The organism is Amycolatopsis sp. NPDC003865 (genome assembly GCF_053605345.1).
Window position 1 is genome coordinate 163,702 of sequence record NZ_JBSGJA010000020.1, and the last position, 24,181, is coordinate 187,882.

At 68.4% G+C, this 24,181-nt stretch carries 29 protein-coding genes; 16 read left to right on the top strand and 13 right to left on the bottom strand.

Annotated features, from left to right (window positions below; all coding sequences use genetic code 11):
* Positions 1-2: 2 nt before the first annotated feature.
* From ACWEVP_RS37530 to ACWEVP_RS37560, 7 genes are all read right to left on the bottom strand, one after another.
* A complete protein-coding gene (locus ACWEVP_RS37530) occupies positions 3-878 on the bottom strand; it encodes a type II secretion system F family protein (protein ID WP_452067322.1) in 876 nt (291 codons plus the stop codon).
* Positions 875-1,762, bottom strand: a complete 888-nt coding sequence (locus ACWEVP_RS37535) for a type II secretion system F family protein (RefSeq protein WP_452067323.1) — start codon at positions 1,760-1,762, stop codon at positions 875-877. The genes ACWEVP_RS37530 and ACWEVP_RS37535 overlap by 4 nt, the downstream gene beginning before the upstream one ends.
* Positions 1,759-3,120: a CpaF family protein gene (locus ACWEVP_RS37540; RefSeq protein WP_452067324.1), complete on the bottom strand. Its 1,362-nt coding sequence runs from the start codon at positions 3,118-3,120 to the stop codon at positions 1,759-1,761. The genes ACWEVP_RS37535 and ACWEVP_RS37540 overlap by 4 nt, the downstream gene beginning before the upstream one ends.
* The gene (locus tag ACWEVP_RS37545) at positions 3,117-3,968 is read right to left on the bottom strand and encodes a carbon monoxide dehydrogenase maturation protein (RefSeq protein WP_452067325.1); all 852 of its coding nucleotides are present in this window, start codon (positions 3,966-3,968) and stop codon (positions 3,117-3,119) included. The genes ACWEVP_RS37540 and ACWEVP_RS37545 overlap by 4 nt, the downstream gene beginning before the upstream one ends.
* Positions 3,968-4,663 carry an SAF domain-containing protein gene (locus ACWEVP_RS37550; protein ID WP_452067326.1) on the bottom strand — a complete coding sequence of 232 codons (696 nt, stop codon included), beginning with the start codon at positions 4,661-4,663 and terminating at the stop codon, positions 3,968-3,970. The genes ACWEVP_RS37545 and ACWEVP_RS37550 overlap by 1 nt, the downstream gene beginning before the upstream one ends.
* 113 nt (positions 4,664-4,776) lie before the next feature.
* Entirely contained in the window at positions 4,777-5,763 is a 987-nt protein-coding gene (locus ACWEVP_RS37555) for a hypothetical protein (RefSeq protein ID WP_452067327.1), read from the bottom strand.
* Positions 5,757-6,269: a hypothetical protein gene (locus ACWEVP_RS37560; protein WP_452067328.1), complete on the bottom strand. Its 513-nt coding sequence runs from the start codon at positions 6,267-6,269 to the stop codon at positions 5,757-5,759. The genes ACWEVP_RS37555 and ACWEVP_RS37560 overlap by 7 nt, the downstream gene beginning before the upstream one ends.
* A 192-nt stretch (positions 6,270-6,461) precedes the next feature.
* Between ACWEVP_RS37560 and ACWEVP_RS37565 the strand changes: the two genes are divergently transcribed.
* The gene (locus ACWEVP_RS37565) at positions 6,462-7,082 is read left to right on the top strand and encodes a prepilin peptidase (protein WP_452067329.1); all 621 of its coding nucleotides are present in this window, start codon (positions 6,462-6,464) and stop codon (positions 7,080-7,082) included.
* A gap of 83 nt (positions 7,083-7,165) precedes the next feature.
* On the opposite strand, the gene ACWEVP_RS37570 is transcribed toward ACWEVP_RS37565, so the two are convergent.
* The 4 genes from ACWEVP_RS37570 to ACWEVP_RS37585 all read right to left on the bottom strand — a co-directional run bounded on the left by ACWEVP_RS37570 (position 7,166) and on the right by ACWEVP_RS37585 (position 10,779).
* A complete protein-coding gene (locus ACWEVP_RS37570) occupies positions 7,166-7,504 on the bottom strand; it encodes a DUF6355 family natural product biosynthesis protein (protein ID WP_452067330.1) in 339 nt (112 codons plus the stop codon).
* A 171-nt stretch (positions 7,505-7,675) separates the two neighbouring features.
* Positions 7,676-8,131, bottom strand: coding sequence for a hypothetical protein (locus tag ACWEVP_RS37575; RefSeq protein ID WP_452067331.1), 456 nt, complete (start codon positions 8,129-8,131; stop codon positions 7,676-7,678).
* Between the two features lie 14 nt (positions 8,132-8,145).
* The gene (locus ACWEVP_RS37580; RefSeq protein WP_452067332.1) at positions 8,146-8,424 is read right to left on the bottom strand and encodes a hypothetical protein; all 279 of its coding nucleotides are present in this window, start codon (positions 8,422-8,424) and stop codon (positions 8,146-8,148) included.
* Positions 8,425-8,487: 63 nt separating this feature from the next.
* Positions 8,488-10,779 (bottom strand): tetratricopeptide repeat protein, encoded by a 2,292-nt coding sequence (locus ACWEVP_RS37585; RefSeq protein WP_452067333.1) that lies wholly within the window; start codon positions 10,777-10,779, stop codon positions 8,488-8,490.
* A gap of 218 nt (positions 10,780-10,997) precedes the next feature.
* Here ACWEVP_RS37585 and ACWEVP_RS37590 point away from each other — a divergent pair, with 218 nt between their 5' ends.
* The 5 genes from ACWEVP_RS37590 (at position 10,998) to ACWEVP_RS37610 (ending at position 14,692) form a co-directional block, all read left to right on the top strand.
* Positions 10,998-11,420: a helix-turn-helix domain-containing protein gene (locus ACWEVP_RS37590; RefSeq protein ID WP_452067334.1), complete on the top strand. Its 423-nt coding sequence runs from the start codon at positions 10,998-11,000 to the stop codon at positions 11,418-11,420.
* Positions 11,421-11,580: 160 nt separating this feature from the next.
* Positions 11,581-12,405, top strand: coding sequence for an alpha/beta fold hydrolase (locus tag ACWEVP_RS37595; protein WP_452067335.1), 825 nt, complete (start codon positions 11,581-11,583; stop codon positions 12,403-12,405).
* 46 nt (positions 12,406-12,451) lie between these two features.
* Positions 12,452-12,940 carry a hypothetical protein gene (locus tag ACWEVP_RS37600; RefSeq protein ID WP_452067336.1) on the top strand — a complete coding sequence of 163 codons (489 nt, stop codon included), beginning with the start codon at positions 12,452-12,454 and terminating at the stop codon, positions 12,938-12,940.
* On the top strand, positions 12,940-14,133 hold the full coding sequence (locus ACWEVP_RS37605; RefSeq protein WP_452067337.1) for an MAB_1171c family putative transporter: 1,194 nt from the start codon (positions 12,940-12,942) through the stop codon (positions 14,131-14,133). The genes ACWEVP_RS37600 and ACWEVP_RS37605 overlap by 1 nt, the downstream gene beginning before the upstream one ends.
* Position 14,134: 1 nt before the next feature.
* The gene (locus tag ACWEVP_RS37610; protein WP_452067338.1) at positions 14,135-14,692 is read left to right on the top strand and encodes an NUDIX hydrolase; all 558 of its coding nucleotides are present in this window, start codon (positions 14,135-14,137) and stop codon (positions 14,690-14,692) included.
* On the opposite strand, the gene ACWEVP_RS37615 is transcribed toward ACWEVP_RS37610, so the two are convergent.
* Entirely contained in the window at positions 14,683-16,125 is a 1,443-nt protein-coding gene (locus ACWEVP_RS37615; protein ID WP_452067387.1) for a helix-turn-helix domain-containing protein, read from the bottom strand. The genes ACWEVP_RS37610 and ACWEVP_RS37615 overlap by 10 nt on opposite strands.
* Positions 16,126-16,639: 514 nt before the next feature.
* Here ACWEVP_RS37615 and ACWEVP_RS37620 point away from each other — a divergent pair.
* The 10 genes from ACWEVP_RS37620 (at position 16,640) to ACWEVP_RS37665 (ending at position 23,495) form a co-directional block, all read left to right on the top strand.
* The gene (locus ACWEVP_RS37620) at positions 16,640-17,467 is read left to right on the top strand and encodes a Scr1 family TA system antitoxin-like transcriptional regulator (RefSeq protein WP_452067339.1); all 828 of its coding nucleotides are present in this window, start codon (positions 16,640-16,642) and stop codon (positions 17,465-17,467) included.
* A complete protein-coding gene (locus ACWEVP_RS37625; RefSeq protein ID WP_452067340.1) occupies positions 17,464-17,724 on the top strand; it encodes a hypothetical protein in 261 nt (86 codons plus the stop codon). Before ACWEVP_RS37620 ends, ACWEVP_RS37625 begins: the two co-directional genes overlap by 4 nt.
* A gap of 45 nt (positions 17,725-17,769) precedes the next feature.
* The gene (locus ACWEVP_RS37630; protein ID WP_452067341.1) at positions 17,770-18,876 is read left to right on the top strand and encodes a radical SAM protein; all 1,107 of its coding nucleotides are present in this window, start codon (positions 17,770-17,772) and stop codon (positions 18,874-18,876) included.
* Positions 18,873-19,505, top strand: coding sequence for a dTMP kinase (gene tmk, locus ACWEVP_RS37635; RefSeq protein ID WP_452067342.1), 633 nt, complete (start codon positions 18,873-18,875; stop codon positions 19,503-19,505). The genes ACWEVP_RS37630 and tmk overlap by 4 nt, the downstream gene beginning before the upstream one ends.
* A complete protein-coding gene (locus ACWEVP_RS37640) occupies positions 19,496-20,311 on the top strand; it encodes an endonuclease/exonuclease/phosphatase family protein (RefSeq protein ID WP_452067343.1) in 816 nt (271 codons plus the stop codon). The genes tmk and ACWEVP_RS37640 overlap by 10 nt, the downstream gene beginning before the upstream one ends.
* A 57-nt stretch (positions 20,312-20,368) precedes the next feature.
* Positions 20,369-20,863 carry an NUDIX hydrolase gene (locus ACWEVP_RS37645; RefSeq protein WP_452067344.1) on the top strand — a complete coding sequence of 165 codons (495 nt, stop codon included), beginning with the start codon at positions 20,369-20,371 and terminating at the stop codon, positions 20,861-20,863.
* 161 nt (positions 20,864-21,024) lie between these two features.
* Complete coding sequence (locus ACWEVP_RS37650) at positions 21,025-21,735, top strand: hypothetical protein (protein WP_452067345.1); 711 nt, start codon at positions 21,025-21,027, stop codon at positions 21,733-21,735.
* Between the two features lie 11 nt (positions 21,736-21,746).
* Positions 21,747-22,097 (top strand): hypothetical protein, encoded by a 351-nt coding sequence (locus tag ACWEVP_RS37655; protein WP_452067346.1) that lies wholly within the window; start codon positions 21,747-21,749, stop codon positions 22,095-22,097.
* A 2-nt stretch (positions 22,098-22,099) separates the two neighbouring features.
* The gene (locus ACWEVP_RS37660) at positions 22,100-22,852 is read left to right on the top strand and encodes a hypothetical protein (protein ID WP_452067347.1); all 753 of its coding nucleotides are present in this window, start codon (positions 22,100-22,102) and stop codon (positions 22,850-22,852) included.
* Positions 22,853-22,967: 115 nt separating this feature from the next.
* Positions 22,968-23,495 carry a hypothetical protein gene (locus ACWEVP_RS37665; protein WP_452067348.1) on the top strand — a complete coding sequence of 176 codons (528 nt, stop codon included), beginning with the start codon at positions 22,968-22,970 and terminating at the stop codon, positions 23,493-23,495.
* A 51-nt stretch (positions 23,496-23,546) separates the two neighbouring features.
* Here ACWEVP_RS37665 and ACWEVP_RS37670 read toward each other — a convergent pair whose 3' ends face one another.
* Positions 23,547-24,173: a GNAT family N-acetyltransferase gene (locus ACWEVP_RS37670; RefSeq protein ID WP_452067349.1), complete on the bottom strand. Its 627-nt coding sequence runs from the start codon at positions 24,171-24,173 to the stop codon at positions 23,547-23,549.
* Positions 24,174-24,181: the final 8 nt, after the last annotated feature.

Consider the following 24,181-nt stretch of genomic DNA (forward strand, 5'->3'; position numbering starts at 1 on the left):
GGTCAGAGTCCGTTGAGGACCTGGGTGACGGCCGGGTAGGCGATGAATCCGAGAAAGCCGAGGAACAGCAGGGTGACCGGCAGCGCCATGCGTTCGGTCGCGGCTTGCGCGTCGGCCTCGGCGTCGGCGACCAGGTGGGTGCGCAGCGCCGCAGCTTTCGCGGCCAGGGAGGTTCTGACCTTGGCGCCTTCGGTGCCGGCCAACGAGACCGACGCGGCGAGTTCGGCGAGTTCGGTGATGTCGAGTTCTTCCCCGAGCCGGCGCAGGGTCGCCCACGGGGCGGTGCGGGTCAGCTGGGCGGCGTCGAGGGCGCGGCGCAGCTGGCCGAACGCGCCGCCGCGTCCGACGTCCGCGGCCGCCAGCAGTGCAGCTTCGACGCCGGCGCCGCCGGCGAGGGTGATCCAGACGAGGTCCAGGAACGCCGAGAGCGCGGCGCGGAACTCTGCACGCGCACGCGCAGCCTTGCCGCGGACCTCGAAGTCAGGAGCGACGAACCCGGCCGCCGCCAGCACGAACGCGAAGACGAGCGGCACCTCGACGCTGAGGGGCGCGTCGACGAGGGCGAGCAGGCCTTCCAGCAGCAGCGGCGCCAGGAGGCCGACGCAGGCCAGCAGCGCTTTCACGGCGCGCTGGGTATCGGCGCCGCGACCCAGAACGCGCAGATCACGAGCCTGCCGGTCGCCTGGCAGCCCCAGCGCACGCAACCCGGGTATGAGCGGCTTGGCCGCGGCGACGGCCCAGGGCACGTCGGTGACCACCGAGACCGGGATGGGCTCGGCTAGATGGCTTCCCAGCGTGGCCGCGGGTGGGATCGCCCAGGTCAGCATCAGCCAGAGACCAAGACCGGCTCCGAGCCCGAAGAGGATCGTGACGATCATGCGCGCTCACCACTCCACGACGCGGCCGCGGTCGGTTCGGGCTCAGTCGGGTCGTCCAGCAACAGCACCCGGGCATCGGGACGGCCGGCGGCGATCCGCGTCAGCCACGCGAAGCCGCTGCTGAACAGCGCGCCGATGACGAGCAGGACGGCCTGGCCGAGCGGGCTGTCGTAGGCGGTGAGGTAGGCGCGGTTGAGCACCACGACGCCGACAGCGAACGCGATCGTGGTGGCGACGACGACCCGCACCGAAGTTCGCGTACGGGCGCGGCCGGTTTCCACGCGTATCCGCATCGCCGCCTGCGCCCGGGCGGTCTCCGCCAGCGAGCCGAGCAGGTCGCCGAGCTGGCGAGCGTGGTGTTCGGCCGCCAGGACCAGCGAAGCGATGACCAGATCCGCGGTCGGATCGGCCAAGTCCTCACCCAGACGCCGCAAGGCAGGAGCGAGCCGATGTCCGCTGCGCAACCTGGCCGCGAGCCAGCCGACCTCCTCGCGGATCGCCACGGGTGCCAGCGGTGCGGTCGCGAGGATCGCCTGCTCCAGCCCGGCCGCAGCAGAGAGGGTGTCGCGCAGCATCTCCGTCCAGGACGCCACAGCTTCGATCCGCGCGACCCGGCGTACGTGAGCGCGGTCGGGCCCGACCAACGCGGGCAAGAACCACACCGCGACAGCGGCAAGCACTCCCCCGACGACCCAGCCGGTCGCCGCGCCGGCCAGCAGACCGACGCCGAGCGCCACGCCGAGCCGGAGCACGGCTCTTCGATCGGCGCGTCGGGAGATCCGCGGACGGGCCGGCAGTTGCGGCCGACGAAAGCCGACCATGACTAGCAGCAGTCCGGCGGCGGTGCCGAGCCCGGCGACGCAGCCGATGAGGGTGCTGGTCATGTCGCCCACCACCCCTCGGGCGCGGTCAGGAGGTCGGGGTCGAACCCGGCGTCGACGAGGTCGCCGAGCGTGTCCGCGCGCAGCGCGCCGGCGACCGGGCGCGCCCGGAGGTCGGAGCCGGGGCGGTAGACCTCGTTGGAGACGACTGTTCCGCCGTCGGCGTCGACGACCTCGCGGATCGAGGAGACCACCCGGGTCGTGCGGTCGGCGGCCTTGGCCAGGTGCACGACGAAGTGCACGCTGGACGCCACCAGGAGCGCGGTCGCCTCCAGCGAGAGCCGCTCGGCGCCCTGGGCGGCATACGACGCCAGCCGGGTAAAAGCGATCTTCGAACTGCTGGCGTGCAGCGTCGCCATCGAGCCGTCGTTGCCCTGGGACATCGCGTTGCACATCGGGATGACCTCGGGCCCCCGAATCTCGCCGACGATCACGCGATCCGGGGACATCCGCAAACCCCAGCGGACCAGCTCGGCCTGGCTGATCGCACCCGCGCCTTCCACGTTGGGCTGACGGGCCTGCAGCGCGGTGACGTCTGCGTGCAGCCGCGGATCAAGCCCGAGACCGAGCTCGAAGGCGTCCTCGATGGTGACGATCCGCTCCAGCGGGTCCATCTCCGCGGCCATCGCGCGCAGCAGCGTGGTCTTGCCAAACCCGGCGCCGCCCGTGATCAGGACGTTCTTGCGAGCGCGCACCAGCGCGCGCAGGAAGCGTTCAAGGCCGACATCGAGGGTGCCGCGGCGACGCAGTTGGGCGAGGCTCGTGGTCAGGTAGCCGTGGCGGCGGATCGAGCACGCCGTCACCCCGCCGCCAGCCGTGAGCCCGAGCACCGCGAACAGGCGCTCACCGCCGGGCAGCTGCAGGTTGAGGGCGGGCGAGCCGCGGTCGAAGCGGCGCTCCTCCGAGGACGCCCGCGCGGCGAGAGTGCGGACGAGGTCGGTCAGCTCGTCGTTCGACGCCGCGACCGGCGCGACCTGGGCGCGAGTGCCGTCGGCGTACTGGACGAAAACGCGGTCGAAACGGTTGACGTTGATCGTCTCGATCGCCGGGTCGTCCAGCAGCGGCTGCAACCCGCCCAGCCCGAAGACCTCGTCCAGCACGGCCTCAACGACTTGCGCTTCGGCATCCGGCGACAGCAGGACCCGGCCCGCTTGCAGCTCGGCCTCGCTGTGCGCGGCACCCGCGCCGCGAAGAAGCCCGCGGGCCAGCTCGCGACGCTGCGCCGCGGTCATCGACGTGGCGGCGTCGGCGCGGCTCGGCAGCTCGTCGGCGAGCGTGCGCCGCAAGAACTCCCGCAGACGCGCCTCGGGACCGGAGTCTGCGTGGCGGTCGGGTCGGCGATGTTCGTCAAGCACGGTCATGACCGAAACTCCTCGCCCGGAGCACTGGTTTGAGAGCGGCCGCTGTGCAGGGCGGGTGGCAGAACACGGACACCGGACGCCGCCGTGGGCTGGGCAGGCACACCCGGCACCTGCTCGACGAGGTGCGGAATCGGCGCGGGTGGAGACTCGACGAGCAGGGCCTGGGAGACATCGCTCGCGACCCGGACGAGCCCCCCTGTCCGTCGTCGGCCGATGGCTGCTCGCCCGGTATAGCGCGCGGCCGCGCCCGGGTCGTAGGGAATCCTCGCCATGACCGGGACGCCCAGCTCGCGCTCGACGGCGTGAGTCGAGTGGCCGCGGCCGGCGAGCACCAGGCACGCCCGGGCGGCCGTACGGCCCAGCTCGTGAACCCGGGTGGCAAGGTGAGCGAGCTCGTCGCTGTAGGTGCCGGAGATCACCAACAGGACGTCCGCGTGACGAATCACCGCCTCGGCGGGCGAACACGGGTCCAAGCGCCCGCAGTCGGCGAACATCGCCACCGCCGGCCGGCACGCAGCGCTGTAAAGCGGTGAGGACGGCGAGGTCAGGGTGCTCAGCGCGGCCCGCGCCTGCTGGCCTCCCGACGGGCCGGGCATGACCTGCAGACCGCCCGGGAGCGGCTGGGTGTGGCTCCAGACGACGTCCGGATCCACTGGCTGGCGGGCTGCCGCTGCGAGGCTGAGCAGCCCGGGCGATGCGGCCAGGCCGAATCGTTGCGCGAGGTCGCCGCCGGCGGGATCGCATTCGACGACCACGCGACGGACCTCGGTCGGCCAGCTCGCGGCGAGGGCGAGGGTGAAGGTGGTGACGCCCGGCGAGCCCTTCACGCTGGCGAGAGCGATCAACATCAACGCTCACCGCCCGCGAACAGGACCAGCGAGACCTGGCCGACCGGCACCCGGGCCAGCGCAAGCGCGGCGTCGCCCACCAGCTGCAGCGAGACCACCGTGGTCTGATCGGATTCCGCTTTGACCAGCCCGGTAACGATGGCCGGCCACGTCTGCCCGCTTTCCGGCAGGGCTGAGGAACCTGGCGACGGCGCGGTGACCACGACAAGGGTGGGCGCCCCGGCCGCGATCTCGAGCGGGAACTGCCCCGGCTTCAGCGCGACCGCCACGATCGCGTGCCCGGCGCCGGGGAGCGTCGCCGGGCCGATGCTGCCCGGGGTGAGCAATGCTCCCGGGCTCAGGCTCGTCGCCATCGGCCGGCCGAGCACGGTGGTCGCCCGCTCCGCCGGGATGGTCGCGATCGCGTCGGTGGCCGCGAGTTCAACTTCACGGACGTCCGTGCGATCGAGGACGTGCCCGACGCTCAGCGGCCGAGCGACCGCCAGCACCGAAACCCGGCCTTGCGTGCTGGTGGTCCACCACAGTGCCCCGCCGACGCACGCGAGCACGAGCAGGACGCCGACGAGCAGGTGCGGCAGGCGACGTCGCGTCCGCCGACCGGCCGGCACCGCCGCCAGCTGCCCCTTTTTCCCCAGCCACGACACGGAACCGGTCTCGATTCCCGTGTCGTGGTCACCGGTACGGATGCTGGTCACGAGATGCCTCCCAGGCATGGTTCGACCGCGCCGCGCACCTCGTGCCAGCTGGTGCACAGGTCAAAGCGGAGTTGTGGATGCGCGAACCGGCTGTCGACAGCCAGTTCGGCCGGTCAGCGGCGCCCGGTACCGAGAACCTGGATTTCGGCGACCCGGAACGCTGCCGACGCCGACGTGGTCAAGTCGGGGAACGTGCCGCTCGCTCCGGCTCCGGACCAGGTGATCGTCCAGTGGATCGTCGCCCCGACTGGAAACTGCTGTGCCGGCGCTGCCGCCGACGACCGGCGGTAAGTGTGGCCGCAATCAGGGGACGCCGCCGAGGCGTCACCGCCGGGTGGGAAGGGCGTTCCCGGGCCGGAGCAGTTCACGGTCTCTCCGTCGCCCGTCGACCAGGAGACGGACTTCGGCGTCGCCACCGCCGTCACCGACACACCGGGAACGGCTGCGGTCGCCTGCTGCGGTCCCCAGCTGCCGCGATCAAGCCACAGCCAGGTCGGCAGGCTCACCAGTTTGTCGCCGGCCGGGTTGGCCTCGATACGTGGAGAGGGCAAGCGAAGCTGAGTTCGAGCCTGCTCGGCCAGCTCCTGCGGAGAGGGCAAGGCCGCTCCAGCCGGTGCCGCCCCGTCGGGAAGCCAGATCGGCGCCCGGTAGAGGCCATCGCGAAAACCCGCGCTCGAGCACCGGTAGACGTACCAGGCCCCGCCCTGCTGCGCGACGATGTTGCTCGCGCGTGAAAGCGGCGCGGACGCGAGGACGACCGGCGGTACAGCTCGACGGAATGCGACGGTCTGGACGCCGTTTGCCGGAGGCTGGAAGTTGCTCCGGACGTACGAGCAGTTCGCCACGGGCGAGGTACCGCCGACGATCCGGTCACCGGGCGGCGGAGTGGTCTTTCCACCGCCACCTTTCCGGCCCGGCTCGTCCGGCACGCGGTCGCCGCCTCCCGGTGCCTTTCCGGTCTTCCCGGCTCCGAGTTCGCAGTAGGGCGACGGCTGTTGAGCACAGTCGACCGATCCCCAACCACCCGCCGACGCACTGGCCGCCGAACTCAGCAGCAAGGCGACGATCACTCCGCCGACAGCCGGAGCGCGCATCAGCATGTCCCCACGTCCTGGACCGCGAAGTCGACGACCTTCCAGGAGCCGTCCACGGCCTTCTTGACCTTCGCTTCGATGTGGCGACGGCCGCTCGGCCCGTCGTCAGCCTGCTGTCCGGTATCGGCGCGGTATTTCAGCCAATGGCTGTCGTCCCCGCAGTCAACGACGTTAACCGTGGTCGGTGCACCCACGGGCTCGACGGATTCGACCATCGGATGATTGACCGGTTTCCCTTTGGTGACGAGCCCGTTGTAGTGGTCGGCGTAGAGGCCACGGGAAATCCTCGACAAGGCGTCGGCCGTGGCGTTCGACGCGAGCTTCGGCGATCGCCAGTCCGAAGTCACGGCGGCGTCGGCCATGTCGCTCCACATGCCGAGGTACGCCGCTATCGCCCGCTCCCTGGCCTCGTCCACCGGCTGCCGTAGCGCGCTGCTCGTCGCCGCGGTACTCGAAGACGCCGGCGGTCCGCTCGGCTCGGTGGAACTGCAGGCCCCGAGCAGCAGGACCAAAGAGGCTCCGACAGCACCGTGACGCAGATTCATGACTTCCCCTCCCGTTGGAATGATCAGCTGACCGCCCCGCGCCGGGGACCACCGCTGTAGAAGTTCACTCGTTGGTAGGACGGGCAATGCGCACGATCCACGAGCTCGCCAGCATTGCTTTGTGGGGAGAAGCAGCAGCGACAGTCCGGCGGCGCAGCTGTGAACGGCTGGCCGGCCATCATCGGCGCGGTGGCGGGCTTCGGTCTCGGCGCCGCCGGAAGCGTGATCACCAAACGACTCGCCGATCGACCGCCGCGGATCGCGTCGTCCTGGTGGCTTGGCGCGTTCGTCACCGCACTGGTCCTCGCCATCCTCGCCTGGCACGTCGGCACCCGAGGCGAGTTGCCGATCTACGCCTACGTGCTGACGCTCGCAATTCCGCTGTCGATCATCGACTGGCTCGAACATCGGTTACCTCGAATCGTCGTCGTGCCTCAGCTCGTGGGCGCCGCGCTCGGTCTCGCATACCTGTGCGTGGCGCGTTCTGACCCGGCTCCCGGCCTCCGCGCTGTATGGGCGATGCTCGCGGCAGCGGGCTTCTACCTGCTGCTCGCGCTTCTGGTCGAAGGCGGTGTCGGTTCCGGAGACGTCGGCCTCGCAGCCGTCGTCGGCCTGGTGACCGGCTGGGCCGGCTGGGCCGAGCTGGCCGGCGCGGTTTTCCTGGCGTCGCTCATCGCGCTTGCGCTCCTGCTCATCCCCCGCCTCAGGGCGAGCCGCGCCGTGCCGTTCGGACCGTGTCTCGTCTCGGCGATGGCGGTGACGCTCGTGGTCGCTTCCTGATTCGCCGACGCGGCGGGCGTTATCGAAGGAGGGCACGAACGCCCGCCGCGTCGACTGGCCGAGGACCGGAAGCCGTCCTCGAGTTACGCCGGGCCTTCGAAGCCCGGATAGCACCCGACGCCGCCGTTCCACCACGCCCCGGTGACCCGCCACCGAATCACTGGTTGGAGGTCGGTCGTGCCGGGCCCGACGCAGTAGCGGTAGAGGTTGCCCCAGACGTCTTCGACATCCAGGTCGACCCGTGAGCCGGTGCCGCCGTCGCAATGCCGGTACTCGCCCCAGCCGAGGTAGCCGCAGCCTTCGCGGAGCTGGATCTCGGTCGTTGCGCCGGCTGGAGACGCGGCTGCGACGCATACGCTCAGCGCCGCGAACGGGACGCACATGGCTCGGACGACCTTGGCGCGCAGGGACCACGAACTCATCGTTCCTCCAGGGATTCAAGGAGAGCCGCCTGATTCGCGAGGCTCTGTTGAATCCACTGTGGACCTGACGCCGCATCGATGGAACTGCTCCATCAACCCAGCGTTGTGCTCATTCAGTGCCGAATTTGTGCCGATCGAGTCAAGACGCCAACCGTTGTCAACAGGGAGACGTCAATGCGGAGGCGTGACACCCTGCCGCCCCAGAGCGGTGTCCGCCGTGCAAGTGAGTTCGCCCGGCTGAACTTGTGTCCACGATGGACGCCAGACCAGCGTCGAGCCGCCGATCCGCGAGCCGAGAAGGCAGTCGATGCCGCCGGTGGGCCGGTCGCCCGCCCGAAACGCGACGCCGACGTCGTTTCCGTGCACGGCAACGTCTCGCAAGGGCGGCCGTCCTCGGGTTTGCGTTTCCGGGTCGAGCGGAACAGGCGGCATCGAGCGCCCCAGAGCAGCCGATACGTCCTGGTCGGTCACGGATGCCGGCAGGCCGGTCAAGACCGACCGCAAGGCCGAATCGAAGCCTTCTGGCACCTCCCAGAGCGGGATGGGCGGTGGATCCAGAGGTTTCGCATTGGCGGGGCAGTCCGTTCGTCGTGGCGCCTCGACGAGGCCACGGAAGTTGAAGCCCACGTTGTAGCAGGCAGTCACTGGATCCTGAGGGAAGAACTCGTCCTGCGTTCCGGGGTGGTGCACGCGAAAACGAGATGCGCGGTCACCGCGTCCAGGTCGTCGGAGGGGCTGTCGTGCATCTCGACCACGGCGAAGGCTTCCGAACTGCCGTGCGCGGCCTCGATGGCATTCCGTGCGTAGTTCGCCGCCGTGGTCTGCGGCGGTGAGTCGATCGCATCGGCGATTCGCTGCGCGGTCTCGTCCGTCTGCGATTCTCTCGGTGCGCATGCGGCCAATCCCGCTACGCACAGCACGGCAAGAACCCCACCCTCGCACGCCTCACGAGGAACGAGACTACGCCGACTCGTGGACGGGTGTCAGGCGGTCGCGGACGTTCTCCGTAGCCAGCCAGCGCTCGTGGCCTCCATGGAGGCCAACCGTGCACGTACCTCCGATGCCCGCCCGTCACGGATGGCCTCGAGGACTTCCAAACTCCGGACGTACGCCTTTCGCGCCTGCTCGACCTCGCCGAGCTCGCGGAGAACATCGGCACGCGAGATCAGCGTCTCCGCGGCCCCCCAGCGTTGCCAGCTCCGGCCGCGCACGGCCAGTGCGTCGTCGAAGTGCTTCAGCGCCATCCGGTGGTGGCCGTGCCGGGCGAGCAGTGTGCCGATCCGTTGGTGGGCGATCCCGAGAACAGCTTTCGACGTGAACATCTGCGCGCGGTTCAGCGCGTCGAGCGCGTACTCCATCGCCTTGTCCGGCGCGCCCGCCAGATCGCAGACCTCGGCCAAGGCAGCCCGGTTCACCGCGAGTCCGATCTTGACGCCGGAGGCTGCGAACAGGCGATCCGCGAGTTCGTGCAGTTGCCGCGCGTCTGCGACCCGGCCGGAGGCCGTGTACGCCAGTCCGAGGCCGTACGCGGTCCAAGCTCGGGATCGATCGTCACCGAGCTGTTCATGCCGGTGAAGTGCCTCTTCGAGGTGCGCGATGCCATCGTCGCTACGACCCAGCTCGTGTTCGACCCAGCCGAGGGCTTGCAGGCTGCGGGCGACGCCGGCGTCGCTGCCGGCCGCCCGTGCCGCGGCAAGCCCGTCGTGGGCGGCCACCAGCCAGGTGTTCCAGTTGCGGGTGAGCACGAAGTACGGGAGGAACGCGGTGGGCAACATCCACAAGACGTCCTTGGCTCCGTAGGTCCGGGCGTTCCGCGCCACCTGCAGTGCGGTCGCGACCTCTTGTTCGCACCAGGCCATCGCCGCGTCGAAGCCGCCGGCCCGAAACGACATCGGTTCGGTCCCGGTGACGTTCTGCGGAGTGATGCCGCTGTCTGCCCAACTGGGAATGAGCGTGTTGTTCGCCTCCCAGGCCGTCGCCGCGTACCAGCGCAGTGCGCGGTCGTGAGCGCGCTCGACCTCGGCAAGCGGTTCTTCGACCACAGCACGCTGGTGGGCGTACGCCCGCAGTAGCGAACTGAGCCGGTAACGGCAGTCGGGTAGATGCTCCAGCAGATGCGCCTCGGCGAGCTGGCGAAGTGCGTCACGAGTGCGCTCGACGTCCAGATCGGCCAGCACCGCGGCGGACTCGACCGTGACGTTGTTCGCCGGGCCGACGCCGAGGTAGCGGAACACCCGCCTCACCATCGGCGGCAAGGCCAGGTACGAGACGTCGACGACGCCGTGGATGTTCACCGCGGGGTCGCTGGACGTGAACAGGTCGAGGCGTGTCTTTTCGGAGTCGAGACGCTCGGCCAGGCTGGTCAGCGACGTGTCACGGTGGCGCTGGAGGTGCTCGGCCGCGATGAGAACCGTCATCGGCAGGCAGCCGCAGCGGTCGACCACGAGTTCGGCGGCCGTCGCGTCTGCTCGCACGCGTGCCTCTCCGACGCGGTGGCTGAGCAGGCTGATCGCTTGCTCGGGAGCGAGCGGCGGCAGATCGATGACCGCACCGCCAGTGCGCGCCACCAGGCCGGACTGGCGTTCACGGCTGGTCGCCAGCACGACGCTGCCCGCGCCGGGGAGGAGCCATTCCGCCTGCCGGTAGTCGGCCACGTTGTCGAGGATCACGATCGCGGGCCGATCGGCGAGCAGCGACCGGTAGCGCGCGATCCTGGCCTGCAGGGTGGTGGTACCGAGCTCGGCGGAGTTCACGCCGAGGGCCAGGAGGAATCCGTCCAAGACTTCAGCCGGATCGGCCGGTGCACCGGGCGCGAGACCCCGGAGGTCCGCGAACAGGCAGCCGCCGGGAAAGCGGGCCTGCACGCGGGCCGCCCAATGCACGGCGAGGGCAGTCTTGCCGGTCCAGAACCCGCCTTCGATCACGATGGTGACCGTCGCCCCCGGGCGCCCTTGCGTCACCAGCGCGTGGTCCATCGCCTGCAGCTGTTCGTCGCGGCCGACGAGTTCGGCCGCGGCCGGCGGCAGCTGGACGGGGCGCACGACCGGACTTCCGTTGCCACGCTGTTCGGCAGCGATCCTGTCCAGTTCGCCATCGGCCGCGAGGGCCGTATCGAGGTCATGGACGACGGCCGGCAGTAGCGGGCGGTGGCCGTGAAGCAGCTTCGAAAGGTAGCTCGCGCTGTACCCGGCCTTCGCAGCAACCTCGCCGAGGGAAAGCCCGCACCGCCTCCTTTGGCGATGCACCGCCGCCGCGAAGCTGTCGATCTTCCTCATGGCGCCTCCCCGCGCATCAGACGCACCGGTTGGGGCGTCTACCTGGGCGGGGACCCGATCGAGCGACAGCGGTCTCCAGCGGTTCCCGAAGGCCGTGCTGCCCGATATGTTGGAATGATCAACAAGGACAGTACGAAAAGCTGGATGCGGAGTCAAATTTTCCGGACGCATCGAGATCAAAATTCCAATAAGTTGGAATCTCGATCGAAAGGGGCAAGGTGTCCGAGGCCAAAGATCTGGACCCGGCCGAGACCGAGCCGTTCGGTAAGCTGCTCGAACGGCTGATCAACGTGAAGAAGCACCCGAACGGCCGGTCTTACTCGGTAGCCGAGGTGGCCGAGGACGTCGGCATCTCCAAGAGCCAGCTCTACAACCTGATCAACGGTGCGAACGAGCCGAAGCTCAGGCTCGTGCAGGAACTCGCGACCTACTTCGGCGTCGACCTCGAGTACTTCGGCACCAGCCGGCGGGCGCGCGAGCTCCAGGAGCAGTACGCACTCCTGGCCAAGCTGTCGGCTCATGGAGTTCGCGATGTCGCACTTCGGGCGAGCACCCTTTCGCCCGACGCTTTGTCCAGCGTGCGCGCGTTCATCGACTTCCAGGCCAGCAGGGAGACAGCCGAAGGTCACACGTCCGAGTGACTTGCCCCGGGAGGGCTCGGGCACGCAAAGCCAATCTGTCACCATCGACCACAGTTGATCACCAACGGGCTGGGAGGACCGTCGTGACAGCTTCGCTCTTCAGCGCGGCCGCCGCTTTCAGGACGGCGAAGTCTCCCGCCGATGAGAGCGGGGATGGCCGATGCAGGTAGAGCAGCTCGAAGTCGAGTGCGATGGCGCGCTCCTCTACGTCGAATCCCGAGGGCAGGGCACACCCGTCTTGCTCATCCAAGGTGGCATCGGCGAAGCAGGAGCGACCGAACAGCTGGCCGCTGCGTTGGCCGACCGCTTCTGCGTTATCTCCTACGACCGGCGAGGTCTTTCCCGAAGCACCATTTCTTCCGGCTCGGAGCCCGTCACGATGCGCCGTCACGCCGCTGATGCCGGCGCGGTACTGGCGGCGTCCACCTCGGAGCCTGCGCACGTCGTCGGCGCCAGCATCGGAGCGCTGATCGGACTCCATCTGGTCGCCTTGCTGCCGGATCGGGTGGCGACGCTGGTGGCTCACGAGCCGCCGATGAGCGCGGTCGTCCTCGACCCGGCGCGAGAGGCCGCGCTGGACCAGGTCGCGGCGACGGCCCAGGAGGACGTCCGAGCCGCGATCCGCCAGATGGGTTCGCTCACGGGCGCGCGTGAGTCGATGGAAGACGGCGCCCGGCCCGCACCGCCGGCGGGCGACCTGATGGCGAACCTTCAGCACTTCTTCGCCCACGACTTCCCCGCCGTCCGGAGCTCATCTCTGGTCGCCGAGAACCTCGCCGACTCCGCGAAGTCGACGAACCTCGTTCTCACCGGCGGCGAACTTTCCCGAGGTCAATGGGAGTACCGCTGCGCCGAGCAGCTCGCTCGCGATCTGGGCGTCCCGTTCGCCGAGCTGCCGGGCGGCCACAACGGGCTGGTCAGCCACCCGAAGGCGACAGCGGCGGCGATCACGAGAATCCTCGACCGAGTTGCGCTCACGTCGTAGCCCTCGCGAAGGCGCTTGGGGCAACGACCTGCAGCTGCGCCGAGGTGTGAAGAAGCTTCTTCGAGATCTGGACGTCGACACGCCGCTCGACGTCCGCGATCTGTGCTTGAAGCTGGCCGAGCACCGCGGGCGGCCGATAGAGCTCGTGCCGTACCCGCTGCCGGTCCCAGGTGCTTTCGGGCTCTGGATGGCCTTCGCGGACGCCGACCGGATCCTGTACCAGCAGCACACTACGGCCGCCCACCAGGACCACATCATCCTGCATGAGGTCGGACACATGATCAGTGGCCACAGCACGGAAGGCGGCGCGACCGGCCTCGCGGCCCTGTTCCCCGACATCCCGGCCGAAGTCGTCAGGGACGCCCTGCGCCGCGACGGCTACAGCCCCGTCGCGGAACGCGAGGCCGAGATGGTGGCCACGGTCATCAAGGAGTGGGCGACTTTGCTGGAAGCGCTGAAGTTCTCACCTGTTCAGGCAAGCAAGGCCGGCCGACGGCTGCACGGGGCCTTCGACGACCACCAGGGCTGGCTGTGATGAACCTGCCGAACCTCGCGATGTGGGGAGCAGCCGCCGGTGCTTCCGGATGGAAGGTCTCTCAGCTGGTCCGCGTGCCAGTCGACCGCGGCCTTCGGGTGATCACCACATGCACCTTTCTCGTCTTCCTCGCGTTGACCGCGCAGCTCGCGGCGGATCCTGGCTTTGCGCTGCCGACATCCTCGGGCCAGCTGCCGAAGCTGTTTCAGAACGTCGTGTTGACGTTCTTCTTCGCCCTGCTGATCGTGTTGCTGGAGTCCATAGTGGATTCTGGTGCCGTTGCGACGCGGGGCCTGATCGAGATCGCGATCGCGGTGGTCGCCAGCTGCGGCCTGGCGGCCACCTTCGTCCTCGCCGACAAGACCTCCGGCAGCTTCAGCTACGAGGCGGCTGGTTCGGCGACGAACCAACTGCTCTTCTACCTGATTGGCAACGTCTACATGGCCTACGCCACGGCGCGCGGCACGGCGCTGACCTGGCGCGCTGGAGACCAAGCTCAGTCTCGTGTACGGCTTAGCTTGCGCGTGGCCGGCGCGGGCCTTGTCGTCTGCTGCTTGGGAACGCATGTACCTCGGATCGCTTCGACTGCCGGCCGACTGGTGCTTAGGCAGGACGTCGTGCCGGGGACCGGCTTCTGGACCACTCCCTTCCTGGCTCTGGGCATCTCCATCTTCTTCTTCGGGGTCGCATACCCCGGTGTTCGCGCCGGGATCGTGAAGCTTCGATTGTGGTTCCTGGATCGCAAGCACTACCGCCAGCTCAGGCCGTTGTGGGCCGCATTGTGCGATGCCTTTCCGAACATCACGTTGCTACCGACGACGTCGCAAGGACGCGAGGCCTTCCGCGTGCGCCACATGCGCTTGCACTTCTATCGGCGAGCCATCGAATGCCGGGATGGCTTGGTCTGCTTGAGTCCCTATCTAGAACCGGACGACGTCACCGGCGGCGCAACGACGTTGTCCGCGGAGCGGCTACGTGAGGGTCTTCTCCTAAGCACCCAAGGCGAGCCGAGGGCCGGCGTACACGTCGTTGCCCGACCGGCGCGTCCTGGCATGGACGCAGACCTGAAGGAACTCCTCGCGCTTTCGTACGGCCTACTCCGCGCGGACGCTCGCGACGCAACGGCACGCACAGAGGGTGATCCTCGTCCAACAGCGCGCGTACCCCGCGGACGACGTCGTAGCATCTCCTGACGTGGCCATCGAACCCAACGGGCAAGAGCAGACGCGCTGGAAGATCCACGGTGAGCGGATCGTCGACGACACTCGCCGCCTGCGGTTGAGCATCGCCTCGGTGGAGTTACCCGACGGCGTCAAGTTCGAGCAGTACGTGCTCCGCATGCCCAAGGCCGCGATGATGGCGGTCCTCGACGACCAGGACCGCGTGCTCATGATGTGGCGGCACCGGTTCATCATCGACCGGTGGGTCTGGGAGCTGCCCGGCGGCTACGTCGACCCCGGCGAAGATCCCGCGGCGACTGCCGTCCGCGAGGTCGAGGAGGAGACCGGTTGGCGGCCGTTGAACGTCGAACCGCTGGGATCGATGCAGCCTACCGTCGGCAGCGCCGACGCCGAGAACCTCCTTTTCGTGGCCCGCGGAGCGGAGTACGTCGGCGAGCCCGAAGACATCAACGAGGCCGAGCGGATCGCCTGGATCCCGCTCGACACGGTCCGTGAGCGCATCGCCAAGGGTGAGATCGTCGGCGCGGCGTCGCAGGTCGCGCTGCTCCACGTCCTCGCGTTCTACCGCTGAGCTGGGGTCGGCACGCCGGCTGCGTCCATTTGCACGTACAGCGCCCGCACCCGGCCATCGGTGCGGTGAGGAGCAAGCCGGCGGCCCACGTCGGCGAGGTATGCGCCGCCACGGATGGACCGAACGTGTTCGCTCATGCGCACCGCAGCTGCGGCCTCCACGCACGCTTCGTCGACTCGTCCCTGATCCGCCAGCGTCGACGCGAGCAACGCGGTGTTGAATAACCTGCCTCGCTCGTATCCGTCGTCCATCCCGAGCGCCCGGCGAGCGAACTGCTCAGCTTCGGCTGGAGAACCGAGGTCGCGGAAGACGTGAGCGAACTTCGCCGACAGGTAGGCGCTGTCGAAGTAGTTGAGCCACGCCGGTCCGGCACCCGGCGAGAAGCGCTCGAAGGCTCGTTCGGCTTCGTGGAGGGCCGCAAAGCAGGCGGGGGTGTTTCGCTGAAGGGCATGGCCGTGTGCTTCGAGCACCGCGGCCTCCGCCTGCAGAGCGGCCAGACCCGACCTCTTCGAGGTGCGTCGTGCTGCGAGTGCCATGTCGACGGCGACCTCGGGGGCGCCGTTGAACGCGGCGTGATGGCTCATGGCCGCCAGCATCTCGGCTTCAAGCGCGTCGTCGCCTGCGTCCTGGGACAACTTCAACGCATCGCGCAGGCGCCGCTGCCCCTCAGCGGCGTTGCCGACGTCGAAGGCGATCCACCCGGCAACCTGGTGCAGCTCGGCGGCCGCACCGAGCAGCTCCGCCCGCGCGGCCGCTGGTCGTGTCGTGTCCTTGAGCATCGGCGCAACGGTCGATGTCAGGTAGTTCGTGATCGTCGTCGTCGCGCGGCTGTGGCCGCCCCCGAAGCGATTGTCCAGGCGCCGAAACGTCGCCGTCATGTCGCGCACGATCTCGACGTCCGTGCTGCGGGGCTTGGGCGGGCCGGCCGCGACCGCCGGCGCAGCGCCAAGCAAGGACGCTCCGATGGCCGTGGCACCGATACCTGCGGTCTTGAAGAACTGTCGCCTTTGCACGCGGCCGAGGCTAGTGTCGTCGCCTGAATCGGCCAATTCATCGACGGTATGAGAAACGCTGAACCACAGCAATGCCGGAGGGACTTGCAGGGCCTTCGCCCAGCGTTCGAGGTTCACCAGGTTGGTCGGAGGGCGGGCGCCCGGCGCTTCCAGGCGGCTTACCTGCGCCTGCGTCAAGCCAAGCCAACGGCCGAGCGCAGCCTGCGACACGTGCGGGTTGGATTCCTTGCGGTAGGCGGCGAAGAGCCGGCCGAAATGCCGATCCTTCAGCGCAGCGCTGATGCTCTCCGCAGCCCAGAAGGTGTCCGGCTGAGGTGGCGCCTCGTGCCCGACCAGCAGGCGGATGCAGGGCCCACAGTGGTTGCTCACGCGGTCACGAGCAAGGCGCGCGCCGCACTTCTCGCACCTTCTCACCGGCATCTGCACGTTGGCGACCCTCCTTAACCACCTGACACGCAGTGTATTCGATCGGACACAACACAGTGCCGGATTCCATCCGTCCGATGTATGAAATCCGGCGCCATACGACTCCTACCTGCCGAAACTCATACGTGGACGTCGTTTTCAGCCACAACCCACCGCTGCACGCTGAAACCCATGCAAGCGACAGCGGTAGCACTCGGTGACAACAAGTTCCCCGGTGACTCAGATGCTTCGCCCGGCGTCCAGGTTGCTCCGCCGGGTCGTAGTTCGTTGCCCACGGCTTCCCGACGGGAGGGCGCCAGCTCCATGGAGGCCGCTTTCCGACAGCTCCGTCGACCGCGCAAGCACGGCGAGCAACTGACCGAGATGGACTATCAAGCGGCCACGCTGGCGCTCGACGCCTTCTGGCCGAAGTTCGGCACTTCGCGGCCACTGCCGGAGCGCTGGCGATAGCGGATCGCCGCTCCTCGGCTGCAACCCCGAAGAACGACCACCACCAGAGAGACCGACCATGTCATTGCCAACCATCCGCCGCCCCGCTGCGTTGATCGTCAGCTCCAGCCTCCGCGATGTACGCGAACGGCGAAAAGTCGGGCTGCGCCGTCTCGCCGACAAGCTCAGCGTGTCTCCAGCGCGCCTGTCCGGCTGGGAGCTGGGAACCCACGTCCCGCATTCTCCGGACGTAGCGCACATCCTCGGCTTCCTCGGAATCAGCGGGGCCGAGTACGAGAAGTTCATGAAGCTGGCCAAACACGTCCACGACGACAACCTCATCGCGATCGAGGACATGCAGACCTTCAGTCTGATGTGGACGTATGAGCAGATGTCGCACCGAGTCGTGGAATGGGCTCCTTTCCACCTTCCCGATCTCCTTCGGCTTCCGCAACGCTTCGACCGCGAGCCCTGCGCGGAGGAGAAGGCGGCGTTTCCCGAACTCGAACCACTTGAACGAACCGTTCGCCAGCAAGCGATGCTCGACGGTCCTCGCCGCTACCTCTTCCTCATCGGCGAGGAGGCCGTACGTACCGCAAGCAACGAGGCTGACGCAGACGAACAGATCCGCCGCCTCCGAAGCGCGGCGAGTCTGCAGCATGTCGTTGTTCGGATCGTGCCCGCGACGGCGAACGAACTGAGTCCGCCGTACGCGTTCACGCTCTTCGAGCAGCGACTCACCTCGATGGCAGTGGCGTTCAAGAACATCCATTGCACCGCGTACCTCACCGAGAAGCCTCTGCTCGATGCGTACTCGAGCACCGCGGAGGCGCTTCGGCGCCAGGCACTCAGCGAGTCGGCCACAGCCGCCGCCCTACGCGACTTCACGCTGGACCGAGCGTCATGACCGACGCGGTGATCTACATCGATCCCCTGGTGATCCACCCGGTGGTGGATGGCGTGTGGCACCACGCACGTCTTACCGGCATTCCGGACCCAGGCGAGGAGATCACCATGCTTTGCGGTGTCACGGGAGTCACTGCATTCCTGCCGCTGAGCCAACGGCGGCACCGCACGATTCCCCACCAGTGCGAACGTTGCGATGCGATCGTCCGGCAGCAGCGCGGTATCCCGCCGAGGGAGAACCGACTCGGACGCAACTGAGCTGTACAGCGACAACCATTCGTCTCGTCCTCAAAGGAGCAAACGATGACCGTCCGCCCAATCGCCGCCGACGAGCACGCTTCGAGCTGCTACTTCCGCACCACCGTCGACACCCCGTATCGCAAGGCGCTGGTCCAGATCACCGAGCGGTGCAACCTGCGCTGCGCGCACTGCTTCGTCTCCGCAACTAAGCACGGCAAGGACATGCCGCTGACCGAGGTCGTGAAGAAGGTCGTCCCCCGGCTGGCCGACGCCCGGGTCCGGCGGGTGACGCTCACTGGCGGCGAGCCGACGATCCACCCGGACTTCCTCGGCATCGTGCACGCTTTCCGCAACGCCGGGATCGACGTCGGCATCTGCACGAACGCCACCGAGCTCGACGACAAACTCATCCGCCAGCTCGCCACGGCCGGAGTCCACGTCAACGTCTCGCTCGACGGATTCGCCGCTGAGTCCCACGGCCTGTTCCGCGGAGACCGTGGCTCCTTCGACATCACCGTGGCCAACGTCCGCAAGCTCGCCGCGGCCGGCCTCCTGCAAGGGCTGCTGTGCACCCCGAACTCGTTGGCCATCAACGAAGAATATGTCCGGCTGTGCGAGTTCGCCCGCGAGAACGGCGCCTGCTACGTCCTGCTCAACCCGCTCGGCAGCATGGGCCGCGGCGTGAAGTCCCAGCGCAAACTCGCGAAGACCACCATGCACATGCAGGAGATCTTCGAGCTGACCGCCCCGTTCGACGGCCCCGACCTCGACGTCGCCCACATCCGCTTCCCCAATACCGATCGCAAGCCGCTGGCCGGCTGCGAAGCCGGAACGATCATCTACGTCTTCACCCCGGGCGAGGTCACCGTCTGCCCGTACCTCGTCTTCGCCGCCCGTACGCCGGTCTCCCGCCACCCCGACACCGATTTCATCGTCGGCAACATCTTCACCGACCGGGACCTCGCCGCCCGTCTCGACGCCTACCGCTTCCACGACCGGTACCAGGTCGGCGCGAACCCGACCTGCACGTCGTGCAGCCTCGAGCCCCAGTGCGGCAAGGGCTGCCCGGCCGCCGTCGTCGCCTCGGGCGGGCGCATCGGCGACGTCGACACCGAGCAGTGCCCCGTCACCGCCGAGGCACACCGGCTGCTGCCGCTGGACGTCGCATGAGCGCCTCGCGGCTGCCAGGGACGCTGGTGACCTTCGAGGGGCCTGGCGGTGTCGGAAAGACGACGGTCACCGCGCTGGTCGCCGAGCTTCTCGAAGCGGACGGTGTTCCCGTGCACGCCACCGTCCAGCCGTCCCGATCCCCCCTGGGCGACCTGGCCCGCCACGGCACCGACACCTACCGCGGCATGGCTCTGGCCTGCCTCTGCGCGGCAGACCGCCACCACCAGCTGGCTATCGAGATCATTCCGGCCCTCGCGGAGGGCAAAGTCGTGCTCTGCGACCGGTATGTGGCGTCCTCGCTGGTCCTCCAGGGGCTGGATGACATCCCGCTCGACGTCGTCTGGGCGCTCAACCACGGCGCCTACCGCCCCGACCTCGTCTGCGCGCTCAACGACGCCCCGGCCGACGTCGAGAGCCGCTTGCGTGTGCGCGGCGGGCACAGTCGCTTCGAACGCACGCCCGGGAGCAGCTTGCGCGAAACCTACGGTTACCTCGCGGCCACGACGTTCCTGCACGACCAGGGCTGGCCCGTCCAGGTCATCGACTGCGCCGAGGACCCCAGGACCACGGCTGGCACCATCGTCGATGTGATCGACCGCATTCTCACGGAGAGCTCGGCATGCCCCTGACCGTCCTCACCCTCAACGTCGGCAATCCCGCCCTCGAACGGGCCCGCCGCCAGCGCGACTGGCTCGCCCGCCGCAACGAGGACGTCTTCGTGCTCACCGAAACCGGCTCCGGCCCCGGCACCCACCTCATCGCCGACTCCTTCGCCGACTCCGGCTGGTCGGTCACTTACCCCGAGCACGCCGACAAGGAACGCGGCGTCATGCTGCTGTCCAAGCTGAAGTCCACGGTGGACCGCATCGGAGCCGCGATGACCTACCTGCCGGCTCGGCTGGCCGGCATCGTGGTGCACACCGACCGCGGCCCGCTGCGCATCGTCGGCGCCTACGTGCCCTCCCGCGACACCACCGAAGCGAAAACCACCCGCAAACGCGCATGGATCGACGCCTTCCACCAGGCCTACGAAGCCACCGCCGACGACTCCCCCGTCCTCCTTCTTGGTGACCTCAACGTCCTCGAGCCCGGTCACATGCCACCGCACCCCGGGCAGTTCGCGCCCTTCGAGACCGCGTTCTACACCGAGCTGACCCAACGCCACAGCCTCGCTGACGCCTTCCGCACACTGCACCCCACCGCGCTCGAGCACAGCTGGGCCCGCCGCGCCGAACTCGGCTACCGCTACGACCACGCCCACGCCTCCACCGCGCTCATCGAGCACCTGCAGCGCTGCTCGTACGTCCACGACACCCGTCACGGCGATCCCCCGCTGACGGACCATTCGGGACTCGCCGTCGAGCTGACGCTGACCGCGACCGCGCCGCTGATAACGTCCGAACCGGCCGCGAACCGCGAGGCAACGCTCTTCTGAACCAGGGGTGCTCGTGCCCGGCCGCCACGCCAGCTGCCGAGCACGAGGACCCACCGGATGACCGTCGCCAGCGAACCGGCCCTGCGAGTCGGCGCCCGCGTCCTGCTCCTCAACCGCGACGACGAAGTTCTGCTCATCCACGCCCGCGACCCCGACGACACTGGTCACCACTGGTGGGAACTGCCCGGCGGCGGCCAGGACGCCGGCGAGAAGCTTGAGGACACCGCGCGCCGCGAGATCGCCGAAGAGACCGGTCTCGTCCTGGACGAGATCGGCCGTAAGCTCTGGACCCGCGAAAGCCGTTTCACGTACCGCGGCCGCGAGCATCACCGCCTAGACCACGTGTACCTCGCCCGCACCGACCGGACCGCACCGCAGGTCGCCGTCCGGCACACCGCGAACGAGCGCGCCGGTCTTATCGAGCGGCGCTGGTGGCCAGTCGCCGAGCTGTCGCAATGTGCGGACAAACTGCTGCCGGCTGAGCTACCGGGCCTCGTGGACATACTCCTCAACGAACGTTTCCCGGTCTCTCCCCTTACGCTCATTGCTTGATTCCCTCATCGGCCCCGCTCCTCTTGGGTCAAGAATCCGCGTATGTGACCGCTGACAAGGTCGTCTAAGTCCCCCGTACGGGTGAATCGGCGCGAAAGAAACTACCTACCTGTATGGTCGTCGCGACGGTAGAGCCAGTCATGGCCGCACGGGGAGGACCGTTGGCGTTCAATCTTGACCACGTCGTGCTCGCAGAGCTCGACATGCCCAGCGTTGCCGCGGTAGACGCGCAGCTCAACGAGCTGTTGCAGCCGGGCGGCGAGAGAGTCGAGCCCGCCGCCGAGTATGAAGCGCGGGACGCCAGCGGCACCATCAGAATCGCGGTCGACGCTCGCCGCAAGGTGACCGACGTCGGCATCCAACGCAGCTGGGTATCCCGGATACCGGCCCCGCAACTGGCCGGGGTGCTGTTTCAGACCTACGTCACCGCCATTCAGCGCGCCATGGTCGTCGAGCTCGCCAACACCGGAGAACCAGCGGCAGCGGACCGCCCGGCGGAACTGCCCGTTCTCGACGAATCCCTGCCGTATGACGAATGGATCGCGGCGATCCGTGCACGGATGAACGACATCGACGACCAGCTGGAACACATCCATCGTCTCGACGCGAGCCGGACGACGACCCCGCCCAGCGACATCAGGAGCCCGCGCGGGTTCTTCGTGCTGCACCTGCGAGGCGGAAGCCCCGCCGGGCTGAGCGGATCGGTCAACGCGCTGGCGAACGCCGGCTCGGACCGGCTGCGCCTGGACGTCCTCGAGCTCTTCGCGGCCGCCGGCCTCGCCGCATCCGTCGCCGAGACGGCGCCGCGCTCGACCCGGCCGCCGTCGCCAGACGACGACGAGGACGTCTTCGAGTTCCGGTACGACGACTAGGGGGACTGACGATGGTCGGGTACAAGGTCATCACCTCGGCGGTGCGCGTCGAGGGAACGAAATGGCGTGGCTTCGCCGACACCGTGAGCAAGGTGAAACCCGTCGTGCAGAACGCGACACTGGGCCCGATGGCGTTCTTCGTCGGCGATCCCCTCACCTTGGCCACCGAAGCGTTCAACGCGTCACTGCTGAGCGACACCTACGAATCCTTGCGCTCGTACGTGGAAACGGCGATCACGGGAGCCGTTATCGAGTTCGACCAAGTCGACGACGCGCTGCAGAAGACGGCCCAGATGTACGAACTGGCCGAGCAAGTCACCGAAATCGACCTGAAGAAGATCTACGGAACGGCGCCTCAGTAGCCATGACGACACCAGCGGGCCCCGAGGCCTACACCGGTCCCCTCGACGACATGTTCAACACCATCGAGGGTGAGATCCACAAGGTCATCGACAAGTTCAACGCCGCGGTCCACCACGTCAACGACTGGAAGTACGTCCTCGGCCCGGCGCTGATCTGGGTCTCCGACGCGCTCAAAAAGGTCCGTGACGGCCTGGACAAGCTCGTGAAGCTGGTGCAGTACGCGGTCGAGCACCACATGCCGGTCGTGTCGCTGATCGTGCAGAGCTTCAACTGGCAGGACCACGTGCAGAAGGACTTCTCCGCCATGGTGAGCTCGGTGGAAGCCCCTGCCGACCCCAACCTGGCCTACTGGGAGGGTGCGGCTGCCACCGAGTACCGCAACCGAGCCAAGATCCAGCGGGACGCCGTCGAGGCGATCGGCGGCCAAGGCGGGAAGGCCGATGCGATCAGCAGCTGGCTGATGAACATCGCCAAGCTCAACGTCGAATTCATGACCGGCCTGGTGAAGATCGTCGCCGACTTCCTCGGGGCACTGGTGACAGCAGCGCTCGAGACCGCCTCCGTCGTCGGGATTCCCTTTGCGGCCAAGGACTTGGCCGGTGTGATCGGCGGGCTGGTCACCAACGGGATCAACCGGCTAGCCGAGATCGCCACCAGGCTGATGGGTACCTTGGCCAGCGTCCGCGACGCCAAGGGCCTGATGAACGACCCCCGGCTGCCCGGTGGCCAGTGGCCGCAAGCGGTCAACCTGTGACCCGGAAGGCGCAGCCGTGAACGCACCGGTCCCCCCGGGCTTCCCGCAGTACCAAGGCGGGCCGCCATCCCCACCCCCGAAGCGAGGACCCTCCACCGGATGGATCATCGCGATCGTGGCCATCGGTGTGGTCGTGGTGATCGGCATCGCCGTGGGAGTCTTCGTCGTGCTCAACCGCGGTGGCAGCAACAGCAGCTACGACCAGGCCGACGGCAAGTACGGATCGGCCCCGCTGGCCAGCTGCGACGACGTCGCCGCCCGGGCCGGGAACCTGCCCCCGAAGAGTTCGGACACGCCGCTGCAAGGAAGCAAGGGCTGGCTGTGCACCTTCACCGACCCGGCCAACGCCGTGACCGTCCACCTGGACGTGGAAGTGAACACCGTGGCGCGGCAACGCACCGGATTCAACATCGACACCTCATCGGGCGGCTACGCGCTGGACCCCGCAACGCGCCTCGGCGAGCGCGCGGCGTGGGGGCCGGCTCCCAACGGCAAGATGTGCGACCTGGTCATCCTGGACAGCAACGCGACGTTCAAGGCCGGAATCGACGACGCGAACGCCGCCTCGGACGACACGCAGGGCTGCAAGGACAGGGTCAAGGCCATCGCGCAGGCCCTCTACGACTCGATGCAGCCGCGGTGAAACCGTCCCGGACATCGGTTGACGTGGCTGGCTGATCCGGTTCCTGCGCGTTCATCGCCCGACGTCGTCGCCACCGTGGTGAGCGCAGGGTGGACCGGCGCGGCGCATCGCGATGCGCGCCCGGAACGACGAGGCCACCGGCCCGCTGGGCACCGGCGCCGTCCACCGGTACCCCGGCGCACGGGCCACCGCGGCCGCCACCAGCGTGCGACCGAAGCCGAGACGGCGGTGCTCGGCGGTGACGTGAACGTAGTCGAGGGTCGCCGCCCGGCACGAACCGCAGATCGAGGCGGTCGCGGTGGCGACCTCGCGGCCGTCGAGGCGTAGTTCGAGCCGGCCGCTGAGCGTCCCGGCCGGCGGCTGGTGAACGACCACGACCACGCCCGCACCTGGCGCCGTCTCCGGCGTGTACTGGGTCGTGACATCGAGGTGCACCCATTCGGCGAGGCGGCGCTCGGACGGATCGAGGCCCTCTTGCGCGCGGCAGACCTCGCACAACGTGCCGTGTAGCTGGTAGCGGTGGCTGTAGGGCGCGAGCTTGTCGTAAAGGTCCAGATCGAGCCGGTGACCACGCAGGCACACCGTGCGCCTGCCAGCGCCTGGCCGGACCGGAACGAGATCGCCGAACTCTCCGCGCGCGCCCGAGCGAATGATCCCGGCGGACTGGTCGCTGGTCATCAGCGAGA